The 25347-nt window shown below is 40.2% G+C and carries 19 protein-coding genes; 7 read left to right on the forward strand and 12 right to left on the reverse strand.

Annotation, left to right across the window (positions count from 1 at the left end):
* Positions 1-3: 3 nt before the first annotated feature.
* The 5 genes from I5M19_RS10375 to I5M19_RS10395 all read right to left on the reverse strand — a co-directional run bounded on the left by I5M19_RS10375 (position 4) and on the right by I5M19_RS10395 (position 9009).
* Positions 4-1134, reverse strand: a complete 1131-nt coding sequence (locus I5M19_RS10375; RefSeq protein WP_200066262.1) for a glycoside hydrolase family 26 protein — start codon at positions 1132-1134, stop codon at positions 4-6.
* Positions 1135-1180: 46 nt separating this feature from the next.
* Positions 1181-2341: a glycan-binding surface protein gene (locus I5M19_RS10380; protein ID WP_200066263.1), complete on the reverse strand. Its 1161-nt coding sequence runs from the start codon at positions 2339-2341 to the stop codon at positions 1181-1183.
* Positions 2342-2365: 24 nt separating this feature from the next.
* Positions 2366-4144, reverse strand: coding sequence for a RagB/SusD family nutrient uptake outer membrane protein (locus I5M19_RS10385; RefSeq protein ID WP_200066264.1), 1779 nt, complete (start codon positions 4142-4144; stop codon positions 2366-2368).
* A gap of 29 nt (positions 4145-4173) precedes the next feature.
* Positions 4174-7641, reverse strand: coding sequence for a TonB-dependent receptor (locus tag I5M19_RS10390; protein ID WP_200066265.1), 3468 nt, complete (start codon positions 7639-7641; stop codon positions 4174-4176).
* Between the two features lie 207 nt (positions 7642-7848).
* Positions 7849-9009 (reverse strand): FecR family protein, encoded by a 1161-nt coding sequence (locus tag I5M19_RS10395; protein WP_200066266.1) that lies wholly within the window; start codon positions 9007-9009, stop codon positions 7849-7851.
* A 140-nt stretch (positions 9010-9149) separates the two neighbouring features.
* Here I5M19_RS10395 and I5M19_RS10400 point away from each other — a divergent pair, with 140 nt between their 5' ends.
* Positions 9150-9731: an RNA polymerase sigma factor gene (locus I5M19_RS10400; protein ID WP_200066267.1), complete on the forward strand. Its 582-nt coding sequence runs from the start codon at positions 9150-9152 to the stop codon at positions 9729-9731.
* A gap of 11 nt (positions 9732-9742) precedes the next feature.
* Here I5M19_RS10400 and I5M19_RS10405 read toward each other — a convergent pair whose 3' ends face one another.
* Positions 9743-11026, reverse strand: coding sequence for a glycoside hydrolase 5 family protein (locus I5M19_RS10405; RefSeq protein ID WP_200066268.1), 1284 nt, complete (start codon positions 11024-11026; stop codon positions 9743-9745).
* Positions 11027-11541: 515 nt separating this feature from the next.
* On the opposite strand from I5M19_RS10405, the gene I5M19_RS10410 reads away from it, so the two are divergent.
* Entirely contained in the window at positions 11542-12450 is a 909-nt protein-coding gene (locus I5M19_RS10410) for an alpha/beta hydrolase (RefSeq protein ID WP_200066269.1), read from the forward strand.
* A gap of 511 nt (positions 12451-12961) precedes the next feature.
* Here the strand turns inward: I5M19_RS10410 and I5M19_RS10415 are convergent.
* The 6 genes from I5M19_RS10415 to I5M19_RS10440 form a co-directional block, all read right to left on the reverse strand.
* Positions 12962-16171 (reverse strand): error-prone DNA polymerase, encoded by a 3210-nt coding sequence (locus I5M19_RS10415; protein WP_200066270.1) that lies wholly within the window; start codon positions 16169-16171, stop codon positions 12962-12964.
* 4 nt (positions 16172-16175) lie between these two features.
* Entirely contained in the window at positions 16176-17657 is a 1482-nt protein-coding gene (locus I5M19_RS10420) for a Y-family DNA polymerase (RefSeq protein ID WP_235985824.1), read from the reverse strand.
* An 18-nt stretch (positions 17658-17675) separates the two neighbouring features.
* Entirely contained in the window at positions 17676-18401 is a 726-nt protein-coding gene (locus I5M19_RS10425) for an ImuA family protein (RefSeq protein WP_200066272.1), read from the reverse strand.
* A 105-nt stretch (positions 18402-18506) separates the two neighbouring features.
* A complete protein-coding gene (locus I5M19_RS10430) occupies positions 18507-19403 on the reverse strand; it encodes a hypothetical protein (protein WP_200066273.1) in 897 nt (298 codons plus the stop codon).
* Positions 19404-19899: 496 nt separating this feature from the next.
* Positions 19900-20928, reverse strand: coding sequence for a helix-turn-helix transcriptional regulator (locus I5M19_RS10435; RefSeq protein WP_200066274.1), 1029 nt, complete (start codon positions 20926-20928; stop codon positions 19900-19902).
* Positions 20928-21200: a hypothetical protein gene (locus I5M19_RS10440; RefSeq protein ID WP_200066275.1), complete on the reverse strand. Its 273-nt coding sequence runs from the start codon at positions 21198-21200 to the stop codon at positions 20928-20930. The genes I5M19_RS10435 and I5M19_RS10440 overlap by 1 nt, the downstream gene beginning before the upstream one ends.
* 186 nt (positions 21201-21386) lie before the next feature.
* Here I5M19_RS10440 and I5M19_RS10445 point away from each other — a divergent pair, with 186 nt between their 5' ends.
* From I5M19_RS10445 to I5M19_RS10465, 5 genes are all read left to right on the forward strand, one after another.
* Positions 21387-22841 carry an RtcB family protein gene (locus I5M19_RS10445; protein WP_200066276.1) on the forward strand — a complete coding sequence of 485 codons (1455 nt, stop codon included), beginning with the start codon at positions 21387-21389 and terminating at the stop codon, positions 22839-22841.
* Positions 22842-22896: 55 nt separating this feature from the next.
* Positions 22897-23265, forward strand: a complete 369-nt coding sequence (locus I5M19_RS10450; RefSeq protein WP_200066277.1) for a hypothetical protein — start codon at positions 22897-22899, stop codon at positions 23263-23265.
* 55 nt (positions 23266-23320) lie between these two features.
* A complete protein-coding gene (locus I5M19_RS10455) occupies positions 23321-23467 on the forward strand; it encodes an RtcB family protein (RefSeq protein WP_235985825.1) in 147 nt (48 codons plus the stop codon).
* Between the two features lie 30 nt (positions 23468-23497).
* Positions 23498-24253 (forward strand): hypothetical protein, encoded by a 756-nt coding sequence (locus I5M19_RS10460; protein ID WP_200066278.1) that lies wholly within the window; start codon positions 23498-23500, stop codon positions 24251-24253.
* Positions 24254-24407: 154 nt separating this feature from the next.
* Positions 24408-25169 carry a Cthe_2314 family HEPN domain-containing protein gene (locus I5M19_RS10465; RefSeq protein WP_200066279.1) on the forward strand — a complete coding sequence of 254 codons (762 nt, stop codon included), beginning with the start codon at positions 24408-24410 and terminating at the stop codon, positions 25167-25169.
* The last annotated feature ends 178 nt before the right edge of the window (positions 25170-25347 follow it).

A 25347-nucleotide genomic window follows, 5' to 3' on the forward strand; every position in this document is an offset into this window, starting at 1 on the left:
TAATTATTTGTACATATTTTTAATATCAGTCTGAAAAAGTGTTTTACGGCTTTTATAAAATTCTATAAAATTACCGGCCGAAGGATTACCCGGATAAGGACCAAAAAAATGCCCGGGCTTATCATATGCATTGCGCCACACCATAACATAGGCCAATGGATAGTGTGAGACCGTTTTTAACAACACGTCCGTCCACCAGTTATTCATAGGCAGCCCTTCCAATCCGGTTTCACTAAATACAAGCAACTTGTTTCGTTTTCTTGCTTCCGGGGTTAGCATGGCAAATATGTTATGCATTGTTTGCATATACTGTTCAGCCCCCGCTATTCCGTTTTGCTGATAATAATCAACCCCCAGCAGATCCATGTAGTCATCACCGGGGTAACGTTCAAAGTACCTTGAAACATTATCCGTTTGATCAGGCGAGTAGATGTACATTATATGATGCAAACCTTTTTGCCTGAAGTGATCTATTGTCATACGTACCAACGCTTTGTATTGAACAGGCGTACAGTAGTTTTCGCCCCACCAAAACCAACTGGCTGTATGTTCATGAAACGGGCGAAACAGAATCGGGATATTTTCATTCCCGCTTTTAAGGGAATTCAGAAAATCTGCCACCCGGTCAAGCCAGGTCATAAATAGCTCATGTTTTACACCACCGGGTAAAACAGAGGCCACAGCATCGCTTTTGGAAACATCCCAGGCATTGCCACCGGTCATAGGATTATCGCAATGCCAGCTTATGGTATTTACACCACCGCGTTTATAAGCTTCAATTATCCGCTTGCGCATCAAATTAAAGTTTACAGAGTCAATACTGTATTTGTTGCCATGCTCAATGCGGCCTATTTCCCAACCGTACACCGCCGGATAGTCGCCGCACACGCTTTTTACATCAGCCCGGTTCTTATCCCCTTTCCAGCCGATACCATATAATACAGCATCCTGCTGGCCAAACATTACACCACCGGCAGCACTTTTTTTAAGATTTCGGAATAATTTAACAGTATTACCGGCAGCCATTTTATCAGCCGTAGGCAGAGTAACATCTTCCACGAATGGTTTTTTAACGGCACATGAAGCACTAAGCATAGCTATAGCTAATAGCATGATAAGCTGTTGAAATTTCATAAACAGATTTATAAGAACGGCCCCTAATACCGGGGCCGTTCACCGATTATTTTACAATCGGCTCTTTTTTCACCAATCTCATGGATGAAATACTGAAATCAAGATTTACCGGAACACCGGGATTAATTGCGAAGTAAAAGAAGTTATCATTATTAGGGTATAATTGACCCATAACAGTTTTAGCATCCAGGGTTATGGTTTGCCACTTGCCATAAGTGTTTAACGATTCGCCGCTATTGTACAAATTCCACTCGTAGGTAATGGCAAAACGCATTTCAAATTTGATGAACATCTGAGCAAGCGGATGATCTTTATCTGTATTCAACTCAAATTTCAGATCGTATTGATCCAGATGATTAAGAATATCCGGATCGGTTACCGGGAAGTTACAGCCATATATTTGGTCGTACCATCCCCATTGTCCCACAGACACATCGTGTATATGCGAAAATCTGCCATTTATAGGTTTAGGATCCCCCAGGTTATTCCCGTCTGTTTGCCAGCTTTCGCCCGCCCAAAGCTTATTTTGGATGTTAATTATCTGACCTAAATGACGGTATGACATTTTTAAACCGTCAGGCAATTCAGGTGTAGTAACTGTAACTACTGATTCGGCAGCGGGGATGCTTGGCGGCACTACTACCGTTAAAGAAGTTTGATCGGATTCCAATATCGTAGCTTCAACAGAGCCGAACATTACCTTTGCATCCTCTTTGGTTAGCTTATAAATATCAAAATTATTACCTACTATGGTAGTGGTATCGCCCGGCAAGGCAAATTCATTAAACAAACCTGATACCGCTAAGGCCGGAATATTTATTTTCAGGTCAGCTTTTGTTTCGCCTAAATTAGTTGTTACCGTAACTTTATTGGTAACATCGCCCGGTAATATTCTTGGCACAGGAACAATAATTTCCTTTGCTTTTACATACGCTTGTGAAAGATCGGCCTCTACATCGTTAAATTTAATTGATTTCAAACCACTTAAATTTGCTCCTTCTATCAATACCAATTGCGACAGATCGGCCTCGCTTAACTGCGTGGCTCTGTCAACCTTCATGATGTTGGTAATTACCGGCGGGCCGGTAGATACATCCGATTCTTCTTTAATCTTATCATAGGTTACAATATCCTTATTACATCCAAACAGCATTATGGTTGTTAAAACCACTAGGCACATTTTGGTCGCATCGCAAATCTTTTTCATAATATTATTAATTAAAGTAATTCATTAATTCCAACCCGGGTTATTGCCATGAATGTTGATGTTGGTACTTACTTCGCTTATCGGCAACGGATAAAGCAGGTTTCTCTCCTGTCGCACTTTGGTTACACCAACCTCGTCATTCCCTTGTATGGAGTTCATTACATCCAAATAAATCCCCCAACGGATCAGATCCCATCTTCTGTCACCTTCTAATGCCAATTCCATAGCGCGTTCTTCCAGCACTGCTGAGCGGAAGGCGACCAAAGTACCTACCCCGCCTGCGCCACCCATTTGTTTGGGAGTTGCATTGCTACGTACACGTACATCATTAAGTGAAGCAAGCGCCTCTGAAGTTGGGGCTCCGTTATATTCATTGGCTGCCTCAGCATAAATAAGCTTAACATCTGCAAAGCGCAGGAACGGATAATTCACATCACTCTGATCTTTTGAACGATCAGAAGGGTAGGCGAATTTATTAAGGAACGCAATGTAGTTAGCATCCGTACCGGACCCGTAGTTTAAGCCATCATTATACGGCGCTACCGGCGGAACATGGGTAATAATCGGATTGCCGCTGCCATCAACCCCTGTCTGCTGATCGTATCCCAATGCTTTTTTGCGATATTCATCATTATTAGGATAAAATGTGCCGATGTGATTGGCGTAGTCAAAGTTTCGTGACCAACGGTGTGCAACACCCTGTACTATACGCAGATCCTGCGGCTCAAAAAGTTTATACCAGTGATCGCGTAAGCCATACCACATTCCAGATATGATCTGGTTATTTTCAACCAAACCCGCAAAATCACGGGTTAAGTGATTTCCCAGATCCTGATCGCCCATGTAAGATTGTACGCTAAAAATATGTTCCCCATTATTTTTGCCTGCCTGGGTCCACATATCGTTAAAATTAACCAGTTGGTATGCGCCGTACTTGCCTTTTATAACATCGTCGGCCATATCCATAGCCAGTTTAAAATATTGCTTAGAATCGAAACTCTCGTACCCTTTAACCTGTTTTTTATGAAAAGTTATAGGGGATGGCATGGTACGTACCTGTACATTGTTTACCAGATCATATGGTTTGCCACCTCTTACTATTACATCGCCCGATTGAAGGGAAGCAGACCCGATAGTTACATAAACTTTGGCCAGTAATGATGCTGCCGCACCCGCCGTGGCACGCCCCGGCTGTGCCTTCGCGTTGGTATACATCATATCCTTAGCCTGTGTTAGCAGATCAATGATATGAGCATATACATCTTTTATTGGTTGCCTTGGCTGGTTTATATCTTCACCGTCATCTACTGCTTTAACAAATATCGGCACGTCGCCATACGCCCTTACCAGTAAAAAATAGGAGAACGCTTTAAGAAAATACATTTCACCTAATACATTATTCTTATACTCCGGAGTGGTTTTGGTCATGGTCTCAATATTGGTAATGGCCCGGTTTGCACGATGTATAAGTACATAACTATACGTCCACAACGGATCGGTTTGTTTGCTATTACCCTGAAAGTTACCTGCCCCTAATTCACCAAAAGCCCATGATGGTCCGGTTGTATAATCATCATCATACTCTAATACTGCCGGGAACTCGCTGTACCTGAACATCAGGCTAAGTTCATTATAAGCACCCAGCGCCCATTTGTCAGCTGCAGCATCGGAATCGCCCACCTGTGCGGGCGAAACAAAATCATACACCTGCTCTTCGGGCTTACAGGATGCCAGCATAAAAATTAAAAGGCATACCATAAAGCATTTAGATTGGGAACTTTTTATAGAAAATAATTTTTTCATTTACTTAAGTTTTAAATCTTTATCACTAATTAAAAAGATACTCGCGCACCTAATGAGAATGTACGGCTTGACGGATAAGCATGTATATCAACCCCGCGCCGTGATGCATCACCTCCAAATGAGTTCACATCCGGATCAAACCAGTCATACTTGGTAAGGGTAAGCAAGTTTGTGCCTGTTGCGAAAAGGCTGATAGTTTGAACACCCTTAAATGGTTTATTAAAATCATAGCCAAAGGTTACGCTTTTTAAGCGCACGTATGATCCGTCCTCTATATAGCGGTTAGATATTAACCACTCCCGTGTATAACCATTATTTACCTTAGGCCAGGTTGCCGTAGCCTTGGTATCAGGTGTCCAGCGGCCTGCATAAGCAAACGCGGGTATATTCCCGATAGAGTTTAAGGTAACATCTGAAAGGTTTCCGTTAAAAATGTCGTTACCGTATACACCCTGTATAAAAAAGCTCAGGTTAAAGTTTTTATAATTGAAGTTATTAGTTATACCTGCAATAAAATCCGGGTTGGTATTACCAATAATTGTTCTGTCGGCATCAGTAATGTTAGGATCATCATCAAGGTTGAGATATTTAACCTCGCCTATTTTTTGTTTGATAATTGCATCACTGGCATTAGCATAAACCGGATTTGAACGTACCTCCGCTTCATTATCATAATAACCATCTTCTACGTAGCCGTAAATGGCACCTATCGGCATGCCATTCCGCTGTATAAATACATAGTCGGCCGCGTTCCATAAACGGCTTGCAAACTGGTCGTTATCCAAACCGCCTATAGTATTCCGGTTAAAGGATATATTTGCATCAATACTCCATTTTAGCGGGCCGGTAACCAATGCCTGGAATTTACCCGTTATCTCTAAACCTTCGTTTTTAACCCAGCCGTGGTTAATGGTCATTTGCTGAAAACCTGTGCTTAACGGTGTTTTTATGCTCTGCAACAGATCAGTGGTTTTTTTGGAATAATAATCAATAACAAAGCTGATACGATTATTCAAAAATCCCATATCAACTCCTGCATCATACTGAGTGGTTGTTTCCCATTTCAGATTCGGATTTGCCGGACCGTTATAGGTAGATTCCGCCATGCCGCTTTGCAATGATCCGCCGATAGGATAATTGGCGGATGCCAGTTGTGGCAGGGTAGCATATTCCGCTATTGCCTGATTGCCTGTTTTACCCGCGCTTAGCCTAAATTTAAGATCGCTGAAAACGTTCAGGTTTTTAATAAATTTTTCTTCGGATGCCCGCCATGCAATTGCACCCGAAACGAAATTGGCGAATTTGTTTTTTGTAGCGAACTTACTTGAACCATCTCTTCGGAAAGATGCCGTAAACAGGTATTTATCATTTAAGGTATAGTTTGCCCGGGCAAGAAATGAAACCAACTCACTTGCACCACGCCCGCTTACTAATTTACCCGGGTTTAAGGCCTTACCCATATCGTAATCATATGTCAGGTCATCAGGGAAATTTGTGGCAGACATTGCTTTATTGCCATAATTAGCACTTTCATGTGTAAAACCAAGGACTGCATTTAAACTATGTATACGGCCAAAATCCTTGTTAAATGTTAATAATGACTCTGTAACAATACGGGTGTACCAGTCATCACTTTGGCCTGCACGGCCATTAATAGTTGGTGCCTGCCCCTCACCAGTAAGGCTATTATAATAAGTACCGCGGTTATTTGCAGAATAGTTTATACCGAGGTTTTGACGGAATTTTAACCAATCGGTAAGTTTAACTTCACCGTATGCCGAACTGAAAGAACTAATGGCAGCCAGGTTGTCCTTCGCTGTCATTACATACAAGTACGGATTAGCAGATAACCAACCTAATTCGTTGGAGATTTGCGTAATATCTGTTTGTGGAGCGAAAGTAGTGGGGAAAATTAATGCTGACCTGATAATACCGTAATCAAAGGAATTGGTTTTTGCAAAGTTGGATACCGTTCTGCCAAATGAGGTGTTTAAGCCTATCTCCAACCAATTACCAACTTTTTGTCCTACGTTTGCACGCAGGGCGTAGCGTTCAAAATCTGTTCTTTTAATGATCCCCTCCTGCTTGGCATAATTGCCTGAAATGGAGTAAAACCCATGATCGCCACCACCTGATACACTCAGATTATAATCTTGTGATATTGCCGTACGGGTTATCAGATCAAGCCAGTTGCTTCCCTCTACATCCGTACTGTTACCGTACTCATCCGTGCGTATTCCGGGCTTTAAAAAATCTTCGGGTGCGGGTTGATATACCCCTGCATCATACTGAAATTGATTATTTGCATAAGGATACGACCATTGTCCCGGATAAGGTAACTGGTAAAAGGTGTAACCATTATAAAGCACACCATTGTTATATCCCTCATTTACGTAATTCGAATAGTTGTACGGGTCCAAAACCTCTACCCTTTTACCCAGCATTGATACTGATGTATTGGTGGAGAACTGTACCTTGGTTTCTCCGGCTTTTCCCTTTTTGGTGGTAACCAATACAACTCCATTAGCCCCGCGCGAACCATAAATAGCCGTTGCTGAAGCATCTTTCAGGATCTCAACTGATTCGATATCTGACGGATTGATCAACGCCAGCGGATTAAAGGTTTGATTGTTCCCTGATGTCGCATCGTTTGTAGGTGTAGATGCCGCATCAAAAGGAATACCATCTATTACATATAAAGGCTGGGTGTTTGTTCCGTAAGAGTTTGCACCACGTATCTGGATGCTTACTCCGGCACCCGGGGCACCGTCATTCTGATTTACAGATACCCCAGCCAACTTACCTTGTAAGCCCTGCGATAGGCTGATCGGATTACCCTTCATCAGATCCTCGCCTTTTAACTGGCCCACCGCACCTGTAAGGTCTCTTTTTTTAACAGAGCCATAACCAATAACTACAACATCTTCAAGGTTTGATACCTGCTCTTTAAGCGTAACGTTAATTTGTGTGCGTTCACCTACAGCCAACTCCTGCGTAGTAAAACCTATAAAGCTAAACACCAATACAGCGTTAGCATTATCAACTGTAATTGAATATCGGCCGTTCGGATCACTGGTAACCCCATTAGTGGTACCTTTTTCACGCACGTTTACGCCCGGGAGTGGTACTCCCCTGGCATCAGTAATTAAGCCAGAGATCACAATTGGTGCCACGACAATATTAGAACTCGTTTCAGCAGTATTATCCTTTTCACGAATAACTACCGTATTGCCGTTTATTATGTATGTGAACGGCTGATATTTAAAGCATTGCATTAACACATCTGTTAATGTCTCATCTTTAACATTAAGGCTGACAGGAACACCTTTTTTTATAGTGGTTGAATTATAAAGAAAATTGTAACCGGTTTGTTTACCCAGTTTATCCAATACTAAATCGAGCGGAACATTCTTCACGCTCAGACTCACTTTTTGAGCATACGTTGCTGCACCTACCTGTAATAAGGCAGTTATCCACAAAACAACGGTCAATTTCATTATCCTCAGGAATTTAGGTGAAATGCAGGAACGCGCCCTGCAATTAATTGCAGTAAAAATTTTATACATTTGAATGTTAGTTAAATAATTAGGTTAGTGAAGACAATTGAATTAGTTACCTAACTTCAGCCTTCTCACGGGCTGAACATCATCGGGAGCGCCGCAAACGCTCCTGATGATTTTTTGGTAACCATAGCCAGGTAAAATTTATTGCATTACGGTTACCCTCCTTCCATCTATTTTATAATGAATAGTACCTGTTAATTCAAGGTTATTCATAAGTTCAGATATGTCTTTATATTTAGATATTTTACCACCATATTTTTTGTTATTTAAATTGCCTGCATAATCAATATCCACATCGTACCAGCGTGCAGCCTGTTTCATAATATCCTTAATGTCGGTATCCCTGAATAAAAAGAATCCGTTTTTCCAGGCTACAGCCTGTTCCGTATCAGCATTCTGAACATTGATAGCAGAATTTCCATTAACAGATATACCCTGTTGCCCGGGTACAAGCATGGCTTCCTTATCAGCTTTACTTAGTTTAACCGATCCTTCCAACAAAGTGGTGGTTACTGTTTTATCATCACTATAAGCGCTTATATTAAAATGCGTTCCCAACACTTTAACACTGGTTCCGTTTGCATTAACAATAAATGGCTTTTCTTTATTTTTAGCTACTTCAAAATAACCTTCACCGGTTAATTCAACAGTGCGGGTATTCCCATTAAAAGTAACCGGATATTTTAAAGACGACACTGAATTTAACCAAACCTTTGTACCGTCAGCCAATACTACCATATACTGTCCGCCACGTGGTGTAGTTATAGTATTTATTGCATAATGTGTATTAGCGTTAAGTTTATTTGCAGCATGATAAACAAGTACACCATCTTTAGTTTTATTTATTGGTACTCCGGCCTGAGTTGTTAATTGTCCGTTTTTAGCATCTGTTAATGCTATAGTTGAACCATCTGCAACGGTAAGGAATGCTTTATTACCACCAGGATTAATTGATGATGATGGACGTTTTTGCGCAACCTTTAAAATATTAGTTTGTTTACTACTACTATTATATTTAATAAAACCTATGCCTACTGATAAGGTAATCAATAAAATTGCGGCTACTTTTAACCATTTGTAATTACCGGTTTTACTTTCGTAGACATATCCCCGGTTTTTATCAAGGCGTTGCCTTATACGGTCATGTACGGTTTGTTCATCCTCCGGATTGCTCTTGTTCCAATTACTGTCAAGCAGGCTTAGCTCATCGCGGTAATTATTAAGCAATTCGATCTCAGCAGGCGAGCATAGTCCGGCCTGGTATTTTTCATAAAGTAATACAAACTCTTCTTTGTTTAGCATGAAGATTATGTAATTGGTTGTAATAGTAAAGTGTAAAATAAGCGCTGTGACACACACACTTTTCAAAAAAAAGTTTTATTGTGTTTGAATTTGAATGGTTTGGATAATAAAAAAGCTTTTTATAATTTTAAAAACCAATTATGACCAAAGATTTGCGAAGTGACGAAGCGTTGTGGGATGCTGTACGCCACGATAACGAAATTGCTTTTAATGAGCTTTTTGAACGTTATTGGGTACGGTTGTATAATACCTGCAATCGTTATTTAAAAAATCGTGAAAACAGTGAAGAGGCCGTTCATGATATTTTCCTTAATTTATGGAACAGGAGAAAAGATCTTGAAATAATTTCGTTTGAGCATTACTTATTAAATTCCATCCGCTACCTGGCCTATAACCATTTGCGCGCTAAAAAATTGTCGGTAATATCTTTTGAAGATGTACTTTTAAATGATAAGCCAGACACCAGTAAAGCCGATGATAAGTTGACCAAACAGGAACTGGAAGATGAGGTTTTTGTATACCTGCATCAACTGCCAAAGCGCTGCCAGCAAATTTTTAAATTAAGCCGTTTTGATAACCTGTCGAACGATGAAATAGCGGATCAGTTAGGTATTTCTAAAAGAAGCGTGGAAAACCAGATTACACTTGCCTTAAAACATTTAAGAGTTTGTTTAAAGCATATTGCAGCGCTAAACTTATTTATGTTATTACTTTACAAATAACTATTCCGGGTTTATTTGTTTAACTTTTTATTGTACTGCTTTATTAGTTCAACGGTAGTATCAGTATCAAAAACCGAATTTAAGCCTTGTTCTTCCTGGGCAGGATCACCTAAATAATCATCGCCTTTTTGCCAAAACACATGTCCGTTTGCAGGCCGGCCCGTACCACCCCAAGCCCAAAAATTACATCCTGCAAATACACCATGATTTTCAGCACTTTTATATACCCATTCAAATATCGACTTGTAATAAATATCACGCAGGGTGGTTGGCTCATTTGCCAAGAACTTCATACTATCCCGGGGTAGCCCAAACTCTTCTAATACCAGGGGTTTGTTTAGCTCTTTGGCTATAATCAAATGCTTATCTAAATAGTCTTTAGTGTTAGTAATAGCTGTTTGTAAAGTTGCGGACATGTCATTTTTATTAAGCCAGCCCCAGTTATTCGGCCATATATGTATAGTCAGATAATCAATAGCCGGCTCCGAATGGATATCTTTCCATAAGTTGATATCACCTTCTGAACCACTTTGTCCTTCACTCCCGGTAGATACTAAATGGTTGTTATCAATAGATTTAATGTAACGTGCCGTCTCTTTTATCCATTCGGCAAAGGACGCTTTGCCCGTCTCAGAAAAAGCCCGGGGTTCGTTCGCTATTTGCCAGGCCATAATGGCCGGATCATTAACATATTTTATTTTTGTATAACGGTTGGTACGTTTAAGTATATAGCCGATATGCTTTTTAACTAATTGCTTACAGCTGTCACATTCCACAAATTGGGCTACATAATTAGTGAAGGTGTCCCAACCATCAACCGAAGGTACCGGGGCCTTGCCTTTGCCTGCCCACTCCAGATATTGGCTGTACCCGCCAGACCATTCCCAGGAATTTGTTAAATATAATACCGCTTTCATGTTGCGTTTACCCATTTCAGCCAACAGATAATCCAGGCCGGCTAAAATATCGTCGTTATATACACCAGCGGCGGTTTGTAAGGATGGCGAAACTTTACTGGCCCGGGTTGGACCATCGGCCCCTACTAAAATGCGGAGGTTGTTTACCCCATTGGCTTTTAATAAATCAAGCTCCCTTTTTAACCGTACACGATTACCATTTTCTGCGCCTAAAATAGCACCATACCAAAAATTACTACCTATGTAATAATAATCGCTTTTGCCATTTTTGAAATGCCCGTTTTTCACGGTTATAAATGTTTGTGCCAGGGTGCTTTTTAAGCCAAAACCTACTATCAAAAGTGTACACGTAATTTTAAAAAAGAAAGTGGATCTCATTTTAGGAATATTTAAGATCCCAAATGTATCGGCATTAGTTTTTTGTTCTCTACACTTATTTTATCAAAAAGTGATACTATTTTGTCGAATTAACCCTTACATCTCGTGAGAGAGATTGATACTGATTATTCTGCAGATAGATGCGGGTTTTTGGCTTTATTATGATTTCATTAGAATTTTATACGTAAAAAATAAAACCTAACGCGGAAAATACCGGTGACAAAGACTGAAGAGAACCAGTTAAGCGTCGGCCGATGTCTGTCAGCTAAAAAAACACAAAATAAGGTGTTTATACCGCTTTTACTCTACTTATACATAAGATCAATAGCGACCAATGACTTTCCGATTTGCTTACTTTAGGCGCAGATAAGTTGCCGGAACTATTGCCTATTCGCTAATTTTAGGCTGTTCCTTACAGACTAAAGACACCCACTATCTAAATATTTAATAACTTTATCCATAAACAACAAATGCGCGTATTGAGCCACCATTTGAGAATAATCACCAGCGGCACTATGAAATATTTATTCATAAAAACATCGTTTCTTTTCATCTTACTCATTTTTGGAACGCTTACCCTGGAAGCGCAGACTGTAGTGCCATTGTATGACGGCAAAATACCCGGCGCAAAACCTACTCCGCCAAGTTACAGAGAGCGCCTAAACAAATGGGGCGCCGCCGAAAAGGTATCGGTGCCTACCCTTACTTGCTACTTGCCTGCGGGAGGCGATGCCAACACAGCCATACTGGTCATACCGGGAGGGGCTTATGTCAACGTCGCTTTGGCAGTAGAGGGAGACCCAATTGCGCGGGCTCTTGCTAATATGGGAATAGCCGCATTTGTATTGAAATATCGTTTGCCGAGCGACAGCATCATGACCGATAAAACAACCGGTCCATTACAAGATGCTGAAATGGCCATGCAGTTGATACGAAAAAATGCCAGTCAATGGCACATCAATCCAAACCGGGTCGGGGTGCTTGGCTTTTCAGCCGGCGGCCACTTAGCATCTACCCTGGGCACGCATTTTAATAACCCGGTGGTAAAAGATATGGACAGAATCAGTGTCCGCCCCGATTTCATGGCATTGATTTACCCGGTAATCAGTTTCGGCCAATACGCACATGCAGGCTCCCGTGAATGCCTGATTGGTAAAAAACCGGTGACCGGGCTAATTGATTTATTTAGCAATGAAAAGCAGGTTTCGGCGCAAACACCGCCCACATTTTTGGTACACGCAGGCGACGACAGCACCGTGCCTGTGGAGAATACCCTACTTTTTTATAAGGCGTTGTTGCAACATAAGATCCCCGCGGAAATGCATATATACCCCAAAGGCGGCCACGGATTTGGCCTCAAAAATCCCAATATTGATTGGCTTGACCGGTTAAAAGACTGGTTGATATATAACGGATGGCTTTAAACGTAAATATCCGCTTTCCTCATAAATTTGCTGTATTATATGTGCGTCAAACCTGCTTGCTGTTTCCTTGCAGGTGCCGTTTACAATAAGCCATTTCAATAATAATGGATGATGAATGTTCTCAGAGTATGAAACTTCGGTCCATCTGCCGGAATGTCAAATATTCCGGGCAATAGTAATTTTGTATGTGAAAACAAAAAATCCGCGAACTTTCGGTAAAGTTTAGCGGATTTCGCAGTTTTAATGTAGCCTTTCAACTGGCAAAAGGGATCTTTTTGAGTAGGCCAATAGGGGTCATTTTGATGTGTTTTATTCACCGAGCGCAACGATCATAGGCGAGAATGAACAATTACTCACAGTTAACATAATCAAAAGAAATCCTCAGCATAAACAATCGGAAACAACCGAACAGTTAAAAAGGTAGCTGAGCCGTAGTTAAACCCGGGAAGTTACACTATTTCGTCATTTAGGGATTATATTGAAAATATCTAAATAACACTATCATATATGATTACCTGAAGTTTCTTCCCTTATAAAATACCTTTTCTTTTTTTTGCGCTTGTTGTTCGCCTTTATTACCACCGTGATATGGTTTTGTAGTTTCATCAGCCCGTGCTAATGTTAAAGGAAGGTTATGACTATTTGTTAATGTTAGACCACGCAATAAAGGGTTCAGATTAAAACACCGATTGGCAATTACATGTATTACCTCTCCTTCAATTTGAAGCTTACCCTGAACCATAAATAAGCGCGACTGAATAATTTCTTTTCGGTATCTGTCAAACAGTTTTTCCCACACTACAATATTGGCTGGGCCAGTTTCATCTTCTAATGTCATAAACAATACTCCCTTGGCCGTACCGGGGCGCTGACGCACAGTAATTAATCCTGTTACTCTTACAGGGTCACCATCTTTCATTTTTTTCAAGTCGGCTATTTTAATATTTCTTAGTAAGTGTAACTTTTCACGTACCAATGCTACGGGGTGATTTTTCAAGGATAAACCTGTTGAAGAATAATCCTGTACCACATGCTCTCCCTCTGTCATTAACGGCAACTGTATTTGTATCTCTTTTACACTTTCAGACGCTGTGCCTTCAAACAAGGCTATAGGCCTGTCGACTAATGCTGATATTTCCCAAAGGGCTTTACGGCGGTTTGCGCCAATTGACTGAAAGGCATCGGCATCGGCCAGTTTTTCTAAAGTTGCTTGAGGAACTCCTGCGCCACGCAATTCATCAATGTAAGTATAAAATGGGCTACGTCCCTTAATAAGGATTTGCATGTCATCTTCTTTTAAACCTTTTATTTGCCTGAAGCCTAATCTTACTACATAATAATTGCCATCCATGCTTTCGAGCGTATTATCCCAATCCGAGTAGTTAACATCAACAGGGACGATTTTTACATGGTGATCTATCGCATCCCTAACAATTTGTGCAGGCTGATAAAAACCCATAGGTTGACTATTTAGCAATGCTGCGCAAAACACATCAGGGTAATAGAATTTTAGCCATGATGATATATAAACCAATAAGGCGAATGATGCGGCATGGCTTTCAGGGAAACCGTAGCCCTCAAAACCCTGTAATTGCTTAAATATCCGGCGGGCAAAGTCTTCTTCATAACCACGCTCTACCATACCATCAACCAGTTTTTTTTCGTATAAACCTAATTTGCCATTAGCTTTAAAACTTGCCATGCTACGCCTTAACTCATCCGCTTCAGCGGGTGTGAAACCAGCTGCGACAATGGCTATTTCCATAGCCTGTTCCTGAAATAAGGGAACACCCATTGTACGGCTTAATATTTCTTTCAGTTCAGGTTTAGGATATTCCGGCAACTCTTCACCATTACGCCTGCGTAAATAAGGGTGTACCATATCTCCCTGAATTGGGCCGGGACGAACAATAGCTACCTCGATCACTAAATCATAAAAGCAGGTAGGTTTTAAACGGGGTAGCATAGACATTTGCGCACGACTTTCTATTTGAAATATGCCGATAGTATCGGCATGGCAAATCATATCGTAAACCTTAACATCATCTTGCGGAATATTGGCTAAGGTTAGCTTTTTACCATAATACCGCTGTATTAAATTAAATGCCTTACGGATCATTGTAAGCATGCCTAAACCTAATACATCCACCTTCAATATGCCTAAAGCTTCCAGATCGTCTTTATTCCATTCCAGTTGAGTGCGGTTTTCCATCCGGGCGTTCATTACGGGGCAAAGGTCTGTTAACTTATTATCAGTAATTACGAAGCCGCCGGTGTGTTGCCCTAATTGCCGGGGAAAACCCATCAATTGTGTTGTTAATTCCAGTACTTTATTTATTAATGGGTCATGTGGGTTTAACCCCTGCTCGCGTAAACGCTTTTCATCAAAACCCTCTTCGCTAAAATCCCAAATGGTGGCACCTATCCGTTTAATGGTATCATCTGATAATCCCATTGCTTTACCTGCATCACGTATAGCACCCCGGTGCCTTTGCTGTGTAACTGTAGCCACAATAGCTGCATGTTCACGACCATAATCTTCATAAATATATTGAATAATTTCTTCGCGCCTTTCATGTTCAAAATCCACATCAATATCCGGCCATTCTTCCCTTGCATCTGACATAAACCGGGAAAACAAAAGGCGTGATTTCATAGGGTCAACTGCAGTAATTGATAAACAATAACAAACGGTTGAATTAGCTGCCGAACCTCTTCCCTGATGTAAAATGCCTAATTCCTCAGCTTTTTGAGTATATTTATATACCCTCAAGAAATACGGAGCAAGTTTTCGTTTCTCAATAAAGGCCAGTTCAAATATAATCTGATCGACAACCTTTTGGGGTATTTGCTTTCCATACCGCTTATGTGCACCTGACCAGGTATATTGGGTTAGCCTCTCCTGAGGTGTAAATCCATCAATGATTTTTTCTTCTGGCTCAATATATTTTAAGGCATCTAATGAAAAAGTACAAGCTTTGGCAATTGTCAAAGCATTCTCAATGGCCTCGGGATATTGTCTGAATAAACGGTGCAGTTCATCTATCGGTTTAATAAACCTTTCAGCATTGGCATGCAATCTGAACCCTGCGTTATGAATATTGCATTTCTCACGTATGCAGGTTAGTATATCCTGTAGTTCACGACGTGCTGCTTCATGGTAATGTACATCTCCAGTAGCAACCATCGGTAAACCTAATTTTGACAGACGAGCTAATCTTTTGGCATCATCCCCGCTATATGAGCGCGATGCGGCTATGTATACCTGTTGGCTAATATTTAAGGAATAATCTTTTATATCTTTTTTAAAATCATCATTGTAATCAAACCTTGAGTTCAGCTCATCGGGTGGTATAATCACGAATATTATGCCTTCCTGATGGGTATACACATCTGATTTATATAAATGACACTCCCCCTTTTCAGCTCGTAAATTGCCCACCGTGAGTAAAGCTGATAACCTACCATAAGCATCCAAATCAACCGGGTAGGCCAGTAAACTTGCCCCGTCTAATAAATCCAACCGACAAGCGGGGATGTATTTGATATTGACTTTTTTAGCAGCTAAATGCGCCCTTACAATCCCTGCAAAACTATTACGATCAACTATAGCGATAGCCTCATATCCTGAGCTGGCAGCCTGCTCTACCAATTCTTCTGCATGCGAAGCACCGCGTAGGAAGGTAAAGTTTGATGTAGCCTGTAATTCAACATATCTCATAATTTTATGCAAAAAACCCGTGTAAATACCATTGCGGTGCAGCGTCATAATGTCCCGATCTGAATAACCAATAACGTTGCCCTTGCGTATCTTCTACTGCATAATAATCCCGGTGTTCGCCTTTGTCACGCCACCATTCGCGCTCAATACGTTCGGGGCCATCGGCTTTTTCAACAGTATGTCGCTTACCTTTGTAAGTAAAAACCTTGGGGGGATAATCGGGTAACAATGCCATTACATCGACCGGTTCAGGACGTTTCAATAAGCGTAACGGCCTTGGCCTGTCTATCCTCCATTTTGTTGATGGGACTTCTTCTAAATCTGATGCTTGTTTTATTGAGCGTTCCGGCCAGTAATGCTCAGCGGGTAAATACCGTGATATAGCATTAGCACCAATTTTTCCGGCTAACTTGTCCAATAATTCTGCCAAAGCGGTATCGTGCAAACCCGGTTTGCCTGTCCATAGCTTTTCCTGTACGAGATCAATATCTTCTACTTTGGTTGCTTCTAATAAAAACAAATCAATACCTAACGCGGGTTCTATTTTACTAATCTGTAATTCAAAAAGTTTAAACAAATGCGAAACACTATACGACCCACGGTTAGTGCTGATGCTGACCTTTGTCATTTTTCCATCAATACGATAACATTTCAACGTACCTTTACGCAATCCCTTACCCTCGGATTGTAAGCGAATACACACCCCTTCAAGTAATTTTTGGATAGCTATTTCAATAGCTTTAACAGTCTTAACAGGTTCAAGGCAAGGCACGCGTTCCGTGTAAGGCACTGGCGGAACAAGCGCTACTATCTGCTCATTTTCCAACCCTAAAGCTTGCGCTAGCTTTAATAAAAAGGGTTCGCCAAACCGCCTGCGTAATACCTGGCGAGGGAGTTGTATGAAGCTTTTAATCGTAGTAAAACCCAGTTTTTGAAGCTTTTGCAAGGTGTAACTTTCTAAACGCAATGCTGCGGGTGGTAAATCAAATAAAGTCTCTACCTGTGTTCCTGTTTTAATGATAGGTGTTATTTTCCCATAACGTGCTATTGCCCAAGCTAATCCTACAGTATCAGCTATTGCCGACCTTGCATCATATCCTGATGTACGTAATTTGTTGATTATCTCTTTTAAATAGCCGTGTTCGCCACCCCATAGATGTGCACAACCCGAAATATCCAGTATCAAGCCATCAGGCAAATCAACTGCAACTATAGGTGTATATCTTATACACCATAAACCTAATTGCCGTAATAATACAGTTTCTTTGGCGGGCAGGTAGTCAAACACCTGTAGGTTATTGGTAACCGCTTTAGCGTCTGCTGCTGACATGCCACAGTAAATACCTTGTGCCTGGGCTATTGGGTTAGCAGCCTTAATAATCATTCGGTTTCGTTCAGATGCAACTAAAACAAAGGGCACATCTTTCATTTCCGGCCTGCGGACGGTGAACCAATCAGTCAATAAATGACGGAACCATATTGCCATGAATCGCTTTTGCATGGCTCATCCTATATTTTGTAATTGCTCTTGTAATATTTCCTGTTTAATAAACCTGAACTGCCCTGCTGACCATTCCAAAATCCAACTGCCCGGTTTGCCATTACGCGCCCGTAATAGTTCAACTTGCCAGCGAGGAAATCCTAAACCGGGCAGCCCATCTATCGGCTCACTTAATAACGGTTTAATTTGCCAACGTGCAGCACAGGCTGTTGAGCCCATTTTATCATATTTATTGCGCATTATAAATCCAGTTACCCGGCTTTGCTCTACTGCTAATTGCAATCTTCTGGACTGTTTAAAATCAATATCTGACAGCTCCCCTATAACTGCTACTAAACCAACACATTTTAAAGCCTCTTCCATTACCCAAAGCACGTCTTTATCTTTACTCAGTTTTACAAAAATTATTTTGTCGGGTTCAATGCCAAATGCTTTTAGGGCTGTTGGATATACATTGTCTGATAAACTAATCCATAAACACACCCCACCGGTTTGCATCAATACAGCTAATAGCGCGCTTACAAAACCTATGCAGGTTGTAGCCTGTTCGGTATTCTCACAAACCATTTCATGTACGGTAGCTGTAGGAAATATTTTGTTGGGAAAGTTATTTTCAATATCATCTAAACCAAAAGATTGTTGAGTAGCAAGCGAGGATGGCCTGTAACCTTCCCATTGCAAAATATTTTTCTGCAACCTGGTAATCAAATCTTTTTTAGCATCAACCATAACTATCAAACACGGGGTTGTAAATTTATGCTAATATTTTTAGTAATTTAACTAAATGATTAGAAAATATTTCCCACATTTGTTTTGATGGTGAACAATAGCTGATTAGTTTGTCCAATTTTCAACTTTCCCGTTATCTTCTACCCAAATCTCTAAATAGACATCTTCGGATATAGGCTTCCCTTTGTCTTTGATAATGTCAAATTTTAGTGCACTTAGTGCTTTTCTAATTGTATTAGTGCAATAAGTATATTCATTCTTTTCGTCACTATCGCTGATTTCGTCGACTGATTTGTATTTTACAGACTTAACGTTCGAAATTTTGCCTTCCTTATCAATTGTTATAAGATATTTCTCAGAGCAATCGCAATCATCTGTATTTTTAAACTTTATTTTTTTAATATACTTAAACAGAATGTCTGAAATTTTAATACTGTAGTGCCGATCAATTCCTTTGGACACATTTGCATAGTTACATACATTTTCGGCTTTCAATAGCTTCCCGTTATAAAAACTTAATACTGTTTCTGCTTCATAAATTCTATAAAACACCCCGTCCCATCGCAATAACTTATTAGTTAACGGAAAGCTTAATTCCCCCGAAAACCAATCGATAAATACTTTATCGCCAACCATTTTATCACCGAAAATCGCGTACATTTTTTTAACTGATGCACTCTTATCAAATGTTTTACTTTTTATGCTACCACAATTTATAATATCAGAAAGAAAAAGGCTATCATTTTGAATTTTATAAATTGCTTGATAACCTCTCCAGCAATTGAAAGAAGCCCCATCACGAAAAGTTAAACCAAATAATTGCTCCCGATTAGTTTGATCACGCTTTTGCAAGTATTGCTCAACAAGAAGATTATAGGTTGCGATAGTATCATTTTTATAAATGATATAGTCAGGCATTTGCGGACTTGCAAAAATCTTAAATGGGAAAAATGTTAGAATTGTTAATGTTAATCTGAATACTAATTTAACAAGTGGTTTCATAAGGTTGGGCGTAAGTTCACAATATCTTTGGTTCATAAAGATATTAAATAATAAAAGCCCTCAGATACTTATCCAAAGGCTTTCATAATAATTTCTCAAATATTCTTTCCCATCTTGTTCCCAATATGGGTGATTTTGTAGCCGAGAAGCTACCAAAGTTGAACACTTTTGAGGATGACTTGCAATTATTATCTACATTAGCTATAAGAGAACTAAACTAAATCTTATGACTAATACATTCCATACCAAGCCGACTTCAAAGCAAATTTTGGAAAAGAAATGGTTTCAGCCACGAGTATTTATGAGCAACGTCAAAAAAGCGGGATAAAAAATAATTCTTTAGCGGTTTGCGATTTCATTTTTATTTCGGATGCTTATGAAAATTTAACATCGTTGGGATTTCTTATCTTCTATTTATAACTATCATGTTAAACAAATAACACCCGAAATTATTGTTGATTGGTAGAAAAGTATTGCGGTTAACTAAGGTGCAGTTTTATATCTTTTCTTTAATTTCTGTATAATTTTCAAGTGTTGCCTTTAGTTGTTTCTTTATCTGTTTTACCAGTACCCTTGGCCCCAACACTCTCATTTTCGAGCCAAAGCCTAATAATTCCCGTTCTAATTCAAAATTCAGTATTACCTTGATGCTAAATATCTTTCCGGACTCATCTTCGCTCAATAGCTTTTGCGTATGATGTAATGGTTTGGTTAGCACATAAGGTGCATTGGCAGCATCTATCCAAAATATCACCTCACTATCACGCTGCCCGGGAGTTTTAGTTACCCCTATACAATCATTATAATAAGTTGTCAGGTTCAATGTTCTGTTCTCCCGGTAAGGTTCTTCGTGTTCTGCTACAGCTTGTATTCTGTCTAAAGCCAGATTCATAATGTGAGCATTTCGTTTGTGCTGCATTCCCAAAACAAACCAACGATTACGGTATTCCTTCAGCAGGTACCCGCTAAAACAAAACGTGCTGGCCTCCCGCGCTTTGAATGATTGATAGGTAATACAAATCGTTTTTCTTGCCACAATTGCTTTACGTATCACTTCTATCCACTCCAGCCCTTTCAGGTTATCATTTTTCTCAAAATCAATTACGGGCGAGCTCTGCGTTTTTTGCGTATAGATCTTGTCTTCCAGCTTACTTACCATTTCGTTCAGGTCGGTAAAATGGTTAAAGCCCTTAAACTGCTTTAATAAGCTGGACACTTCACCCAGCACCTTCATGTCTTGTTGATTTAGCGGACTGTTGGTGATGCTGTAATTTTTATCGCTGTAGGTATAATACTTTTTATCAACCACCACAATTGGCGCTTTGTACCCCAACTTATTACTGCGCATCATCTCTATATCGGCCTGTGTGGTGCGTCGGCTTACGCCAGTATCAATACCCTGATATTCGTATAGGGCATCGCTACAGGCATCTATCAGATCGTCCAGCGTCCATTTCTTAAAGCGGTTTTGCAGGCATTGGTCAATAGTGCGGTAGCGGATAAGGGCGTTGCGGTTAACAGGCATTAGTATCTTCTTTTCATCAGATATTTCTCTTCTGTACCGTTACTGGTACCTCCAATTATCCGAACGGGCGTTATATGCGCCAGTTCCCACCCTAACGAACCCAAATAGTTTAAGGCACCTATAAGCGATGAACATTCCGTTACCGTTTGCGTGGCAGCTATCAGGTCAGAATCGTATTTAGACAACATATCATCATCACCAAGATTAACGGATACTTCTTTTTTGCTACTTAAAAGCTTGTTTTCTACTGTCAAAAGACAAAAATGCTCCATGTTCGTAATTTTTTGATGAATTTAAAAATTATTTTTTTCTACGCAAATACACTGCGCACCTGGTATTTCTCTTTGTACTGTCGAAAGGCTGAACCTGTTACACGAACGCTCCCTCTCCCGATTCGGGGAGAGGGGTTTTGGCCCGGAGATTTTTAAATTGTTAAATGATACCTTTAGTATGATATTATGGAAAAGGAAAAAATAGGCAACAACGAGTTAAAGGCATTAGGTATTAACGATGTGGAAGCATTGGTAAAGTTTAGCCGCGTGGCTAATGGCTTATTGAAACATGGTGTGATGGACAAGACCAACATATTATTCAACTTAGAAGCTTTAATTGACGACCCTATACCCTACGCTTTAAAAAAAGGCGGTAAGTTTAAAAACCTTGCCGAAGATGTTATTGCCATGCGTAAAGATGGCAAATTTGTAAAACAGGAACGCAGCAATTTTAAGTTGAAAGAAGAAATTGCTGATTTCCCGGTGTGGGGATTGGAAAATATTGAAGTAGGCGCGTTGGCGCAGATGCGTACCGCGATACAGTTACCTATTGCCGTTGCCGGGGCCTTAATGCCCGATGCGCACCAGGGTTACGGCTTGCCTATCGGCGGCGTGTTGGCTACTGCCGCCAACACCATTATCCCTTTCGCTGTGGGTGTGGATATTGCCTGCCGAATGTGCCTGAGTATTTTTGATCTGCCTGCCGAAGGTATTGATACAGAAACCGATAAACTGAAAAATATTTTGGTTGATAACACCTACTTCGGGATGGGTTGTACTACCAAATCGTACTTTGACAGCTCATTGTTTGATAGTAAGACCTGGGGCGAAACTAAGCTGATCCGTACATTGAAGGATAAGGCTTATGCACAGTTGGGTACCAGCGGTACCGGCAACCATTTTGTTGAATGGGGCGAGCTGACTTTGACCGAAAGTGCTTTGAACGATATCCCGGCGGGTAAATATTTGGCCCTGTTGTCGCACTCCGGATCGCGTGGATTTGGGGGTGCCGTAGCTAACTATTACAGCCGTATAGCCATGACCAAAACCAAGCTCCCTGCCGAAGCCAGGCATTTGGCCTGGTTGGATCTGGATAAGGACGAGGGACAGGAATACTGGATCGCTATGAACCTGGCCGGAGAATACGCCAGCGCCAACCACCACGAGATCCACAACAAAATTGCCCGCGCTTTGGGTGTTAAGCCTATCAGTAGGATAGAAAACCACCACAACTTTGCCTGGAAAGAGCAGCTGGCCGACGGTACCGAAGTAATGGTACACCGTAAAGGCGCCACCCCGGCCGGCGAAGGCGTGCTGGGTATTATACCGGGCAGCATGAGTACCCCGGGCTTTGTGGTGCGTGGTAAAGGTGATGCGGGAAGTATTAACTCTGCCAGTCATGGTGCAGGCAGGGCCATGAGCCGTAGTGCGGCCTTTAAAACGCTGGACAAAGCTTTGATTGCCGCCAATTTGATTGATAAACGCATTACCCTGATGGGCAGTGATATGGACGAAGCCCCAATGGCCTACAAGGATATCCATACCGTAATGGCGGCGCAGAACGATTTGGTTGAAGTGTTAGCCAAGTTTGAACCGAGGATTGTTAGGATGGCGGACGCGAGGGAGAAGCCAGAGGATTGAGTGAGAAAGTGATAATTTAAAAGGCAATTTGTATTTTCTGAATAAAAAAAATTAAATGACAGATCAACGCGTATATGTAGAAACATCTTTGAATGTGAATTTCTTGCAGGTTCTTGAGTACATTTTAAGTAAAGCATTTAGGAATTCAAATGATCATGTGCTGAAATATTTCTGGTGCGATGGGATTGACAAACCTGTGATCAATGAACAATTTACCAACAGAAATATCACAAGTATAAATAAAGTCGCTACTCAGGCGTGGATAGGTCCTAATGGACAGGATAGGTTTCAAATGACTATAAAATTGGGGCCTTGTTCACGAAGAAAAGTATTGAAAGGATTGGATTTACATGAATGTCTGCCAAATGCAGAGTCGCTTGATTGGGTTGAAATTGATACCCAAAAATTTTTGATATTGCTTTAGCTAAAATAAATAAACCGTTATTGTTGCAAACCTGATTGACAAGCGCATTACCCTAATGGGCAGCGACGTAGACGAAGCGCCGATGGCGTACAAAGACATTCACGCCGTAATGGCCGCACAGGAAAACTTGGTAGATATACTGGATAAATCTGAACCGAGGATTGTAAGGATGGCGGATGCGAGGGAAAGGCCGGAAGATTGAGAATATTAACTAATTCAAAAACCAATTAATATGGTACGATCACCTCAGGTGCAAGATTTTCCATTATTGCTTGAAGTATTTCGGGGAGGGCTTAAGCTTGGCTTAATTTCAAGGGAAGAAGTCGTTTTGTGGGCCGATAATATCATTGCGAATGCGGATGATCCGCATTATTTTTTTATCGAGGTATCACTTAGTCACGATTTAAACAACCTTATTGAAGTATTAAACAGGTATGTAGAACAAACGGAAGACCCCATATGCGACAGAGTGCTTTTGAGTCTTGTATACCACCGGCAGCCGATATTTGATATTGACGCCATAGAGAAAGTAGCAACTCTACTTGGTAGCATGTCATTATGGAATAAGTTAACCTCTTTTGAGAAAAATACGATCTACGAATTTGAGGATTATTACGTATACTATTCTCCCGATTTAACACAACTACAGGTAGAACTGATTAATTTTCTGGGCATCTACAAAGCATTCACCCTTGAAAATTACAAGCAGTGGGTTGATATAAACTTACAGGTATCGGAATTGCTAAAGGAAGAAGAGGTAAAAGTTAATATAGTTAACCAATCGGTTAGGAAAGCATGGGCAAAAAAGGAAAAGAAGCGAAAACTAAAATTTTACCTCAAAAAGATAGGTGCTATTGTGCTTTTATTAGGTTTTTTCAGTTTAATGATAGCTTTACTTGACGATGGTAAGACAAATCATATTACGTTATATTTCATCGTATTTTATTTGTTTATTAGATTGGTATATGGATGGTGGAGGAAAAGATAGAAAATTATCATAATAATTTTGCAAAACAACACTTTTATATCTTCCGCCAACTTGGCGGATGCAAGGGAAAAGCGGGAGGATTAAAGGAGTAGATAAAGCATATGTACTATTAAAACTGTCTTTTTAATAATTTGAAACTTCTAGTAAAATTGATATGGAAACAAATGAATATTTACAACATCTAGCCAACGTTGCCAGTGAGATGGCCAAAAATGTTGACATGGTTAAAAACCCTATGAGGGGGTTTAATCCACATCGGCAATTGCATCGATACGAACAATATGTTCTTGATTGTCTTTTAGCGATGAGCGAAATTGAAGGACTTGTTAGACAACTTAATGCGTCAGCTATATTAATGGCAAACTATCGTGAAAGCAAGAAGCTAAAGGAGCAAAAGATATCACGTTATGATTATATTATTTATCATATCGAGGGACACCTTTTGAGGGTTACTAGTGTTATAGATCGATTGTTAATATTTGTTAATAAAGTATTGGAAATGGGACTTACTGATTTTAAATGCAAAATAATATTCATGCTTGAAGATCAAAAAAATAAAAAAGGCAAATACGCATTATATGTAGAAAAACTACCAGGCTTATATGATAATTTAATGACCCTTGTAAAATATATTGATATCTTCAGAGAAGATAGAAACATAATAGCGCATAGTAAAGAAATAGCTTATCAAGATTTGCGGCCAATTCAAGGCTATCATTTAATATTACAAGGTCCGACAGACTCAAATTTAACAAAGTATAAATCCTTGATAAAGACTAAAACTGACAAAAAGGTAAAACAGTATAAAAATGAGATGTTATTATTCAATAAAAAAATATCTGATTTACTTTATCCTATTTATAAGATACTAACGGCTGAATTCGATCAGCGATATCAAAATTACAGCCAACTGTAGTATATCTAACCGCCGAAACAATTTGGTTCCCGCTGATATTAAGAATATGATAATTCTTTTACAATTTTAAGGCAATACCTTACTGGTCGAAGTTTATAACTTCGGCCTAACTTAGGTTAAGTTCCAACTTAATAAATTCCACTCGGAAGCCCATCGAGGGTTCGAGTCTCTCTTCGGT

The organism is Mucilaginibacter segetis, assembly GCF_016522075.1.
Classification (GTDB): domain Bacteria; phylum Bacteroidota; class Bacteroidia; order Sphingobacteriales; family Sphingobacteriaceae; genus Mucilaginibacter; species Mucilaginibacter segetis.

Bases quoted from the DNA above. Each gene is read 5' to 3' on its own strand.
- I5M19_RS10415 (WP_200066270.1), bottom strand. From the start codon at position 16,171: ATGAGATATGTTGAATTACAGGCTACATCAAACTTTACCTTCCTACGC.
- I5M19_RS10450 (WP_200066277.1), top strand. From the start codon at position 22,897: ATGACAGATCAACGCGTATATGTAGAAACATCTTTGAATGTGAATTTC.
- I5M19_RS10390 (WP_200066265.1), bottom strand. From the start codon at position 7,641: ATGAAATTGACCGTTGTTTTGTGGATAACTGCCTTATTACAGGTAGGT.
- I5M19_RS10435 (WP_200066274.1), bottom strand. From the start codon at position 20,928: ATGCCTGTTAACCGCAACGCCCTTATCCGCTACCGCACTATTGACCAA.
- I5M19_RS10405 (WP_200066268.1), bottom strand. From the start codon at position 11,026: ATGAGATCCACTTTCTTTTTTAAAATTACGTGTACACTTTTGATAGTA.
- I5M19_RS10410 (WP_200066269.1), top strand. From the start codon at position 11,542: ATGAAATATTTATTCATAAAAACATCGTTTCTTTTCATCTTACTCATT.
- I5M19_RS10375 (WP_200066262.1), bottom strand. From the start codon at position 1,134: ATGAAATTTCAACAGCTTATCATGCTATTAGCTATAGCTATGCTTAGT.
- I5M19_RS10395 (WP_200066266.1), bottom strand. From the start codon at position 9,009: ATGCTAAACAAAGAAGAGTTTGTATTACTTTATGAAAAATACCAGGCC.
- I5M19_RS10385 (WP_200066264.1), bottom strand. From the start codon at position 4,144: ATGAAAAAATTATTTTCTATAAAAAGTTCCCAATCTAAATGCTTTATG.
- I5M19_RS10425 (WP_200066272.1), bottom strand. From the start codon at position 18,401: ATGGTTGATGCTAAAAAAGATTTGATTACCAGGTTGCAGAAAAATATT.
- I5M19_RS10440 (WP_200066275.1), bottom strand. From the start codon at position 21,200: ATGGAGCATTTTTGTCTTTTGACAGTAGAAAACAAGCTTTTAAGTAGC.
- I5M19_RS10455 (WP_235985825.1), top strand. From the start codon at position 23,321: ATGGGCAGCGACGTAGACGAAGCGCCGATGGCGTACAAAGACATTCAC.
- I5M19_RS10380 (WP_200066263.1), bottom strand. From the start codon at position 2,341: ATGAAAAAGATTTGCGATGCGACCAAAATGTGCCTAGTGGTTTTAACA.
- I5M19_RS10420 (WP_235985824.1), bottom strand. From the start codon at position 17,657: ATGGCAATATGGTTCCGTCATTTATTGACTGATTGGTTCACCGTCCGC.
- I5M19_RS10430 (WP_200066273.1), bottom strand. From the start codon at position 19,403: ATGAAACCACTTGTTAAATTAGTATTCAGATTAACATTAACAATTCTA.
- I5M19_RS10460 (WP_200066278.1), top strand. From the start codon at position 23,498: ATGGTACGATCACCTCAGGTGCAAGATTTTCCATTATTGCTTGAAGTA.
- I5M19_RS10465 (WP_200066279.1), top strand. From the start codon at position 24,408: ATGGAAACAAATGAATATTTACAACATCTAGCCAACGTTGCCAGTGAG.
- I5M19_RS10400 (WP_200066267.1), top strand. From the start codon at position 9,150: ATGACCAAAGATTTGCGAAGTGACGAAGCGTTGTGGGATGCTGTACGC.
- I5M19_RS10445 (WP_200066276.1), top strand. From the start codon at position 21,387: ATGGAAAAGGAAAAAATAGGCAACAACGAGTTAAAGGCATTAGGTATT.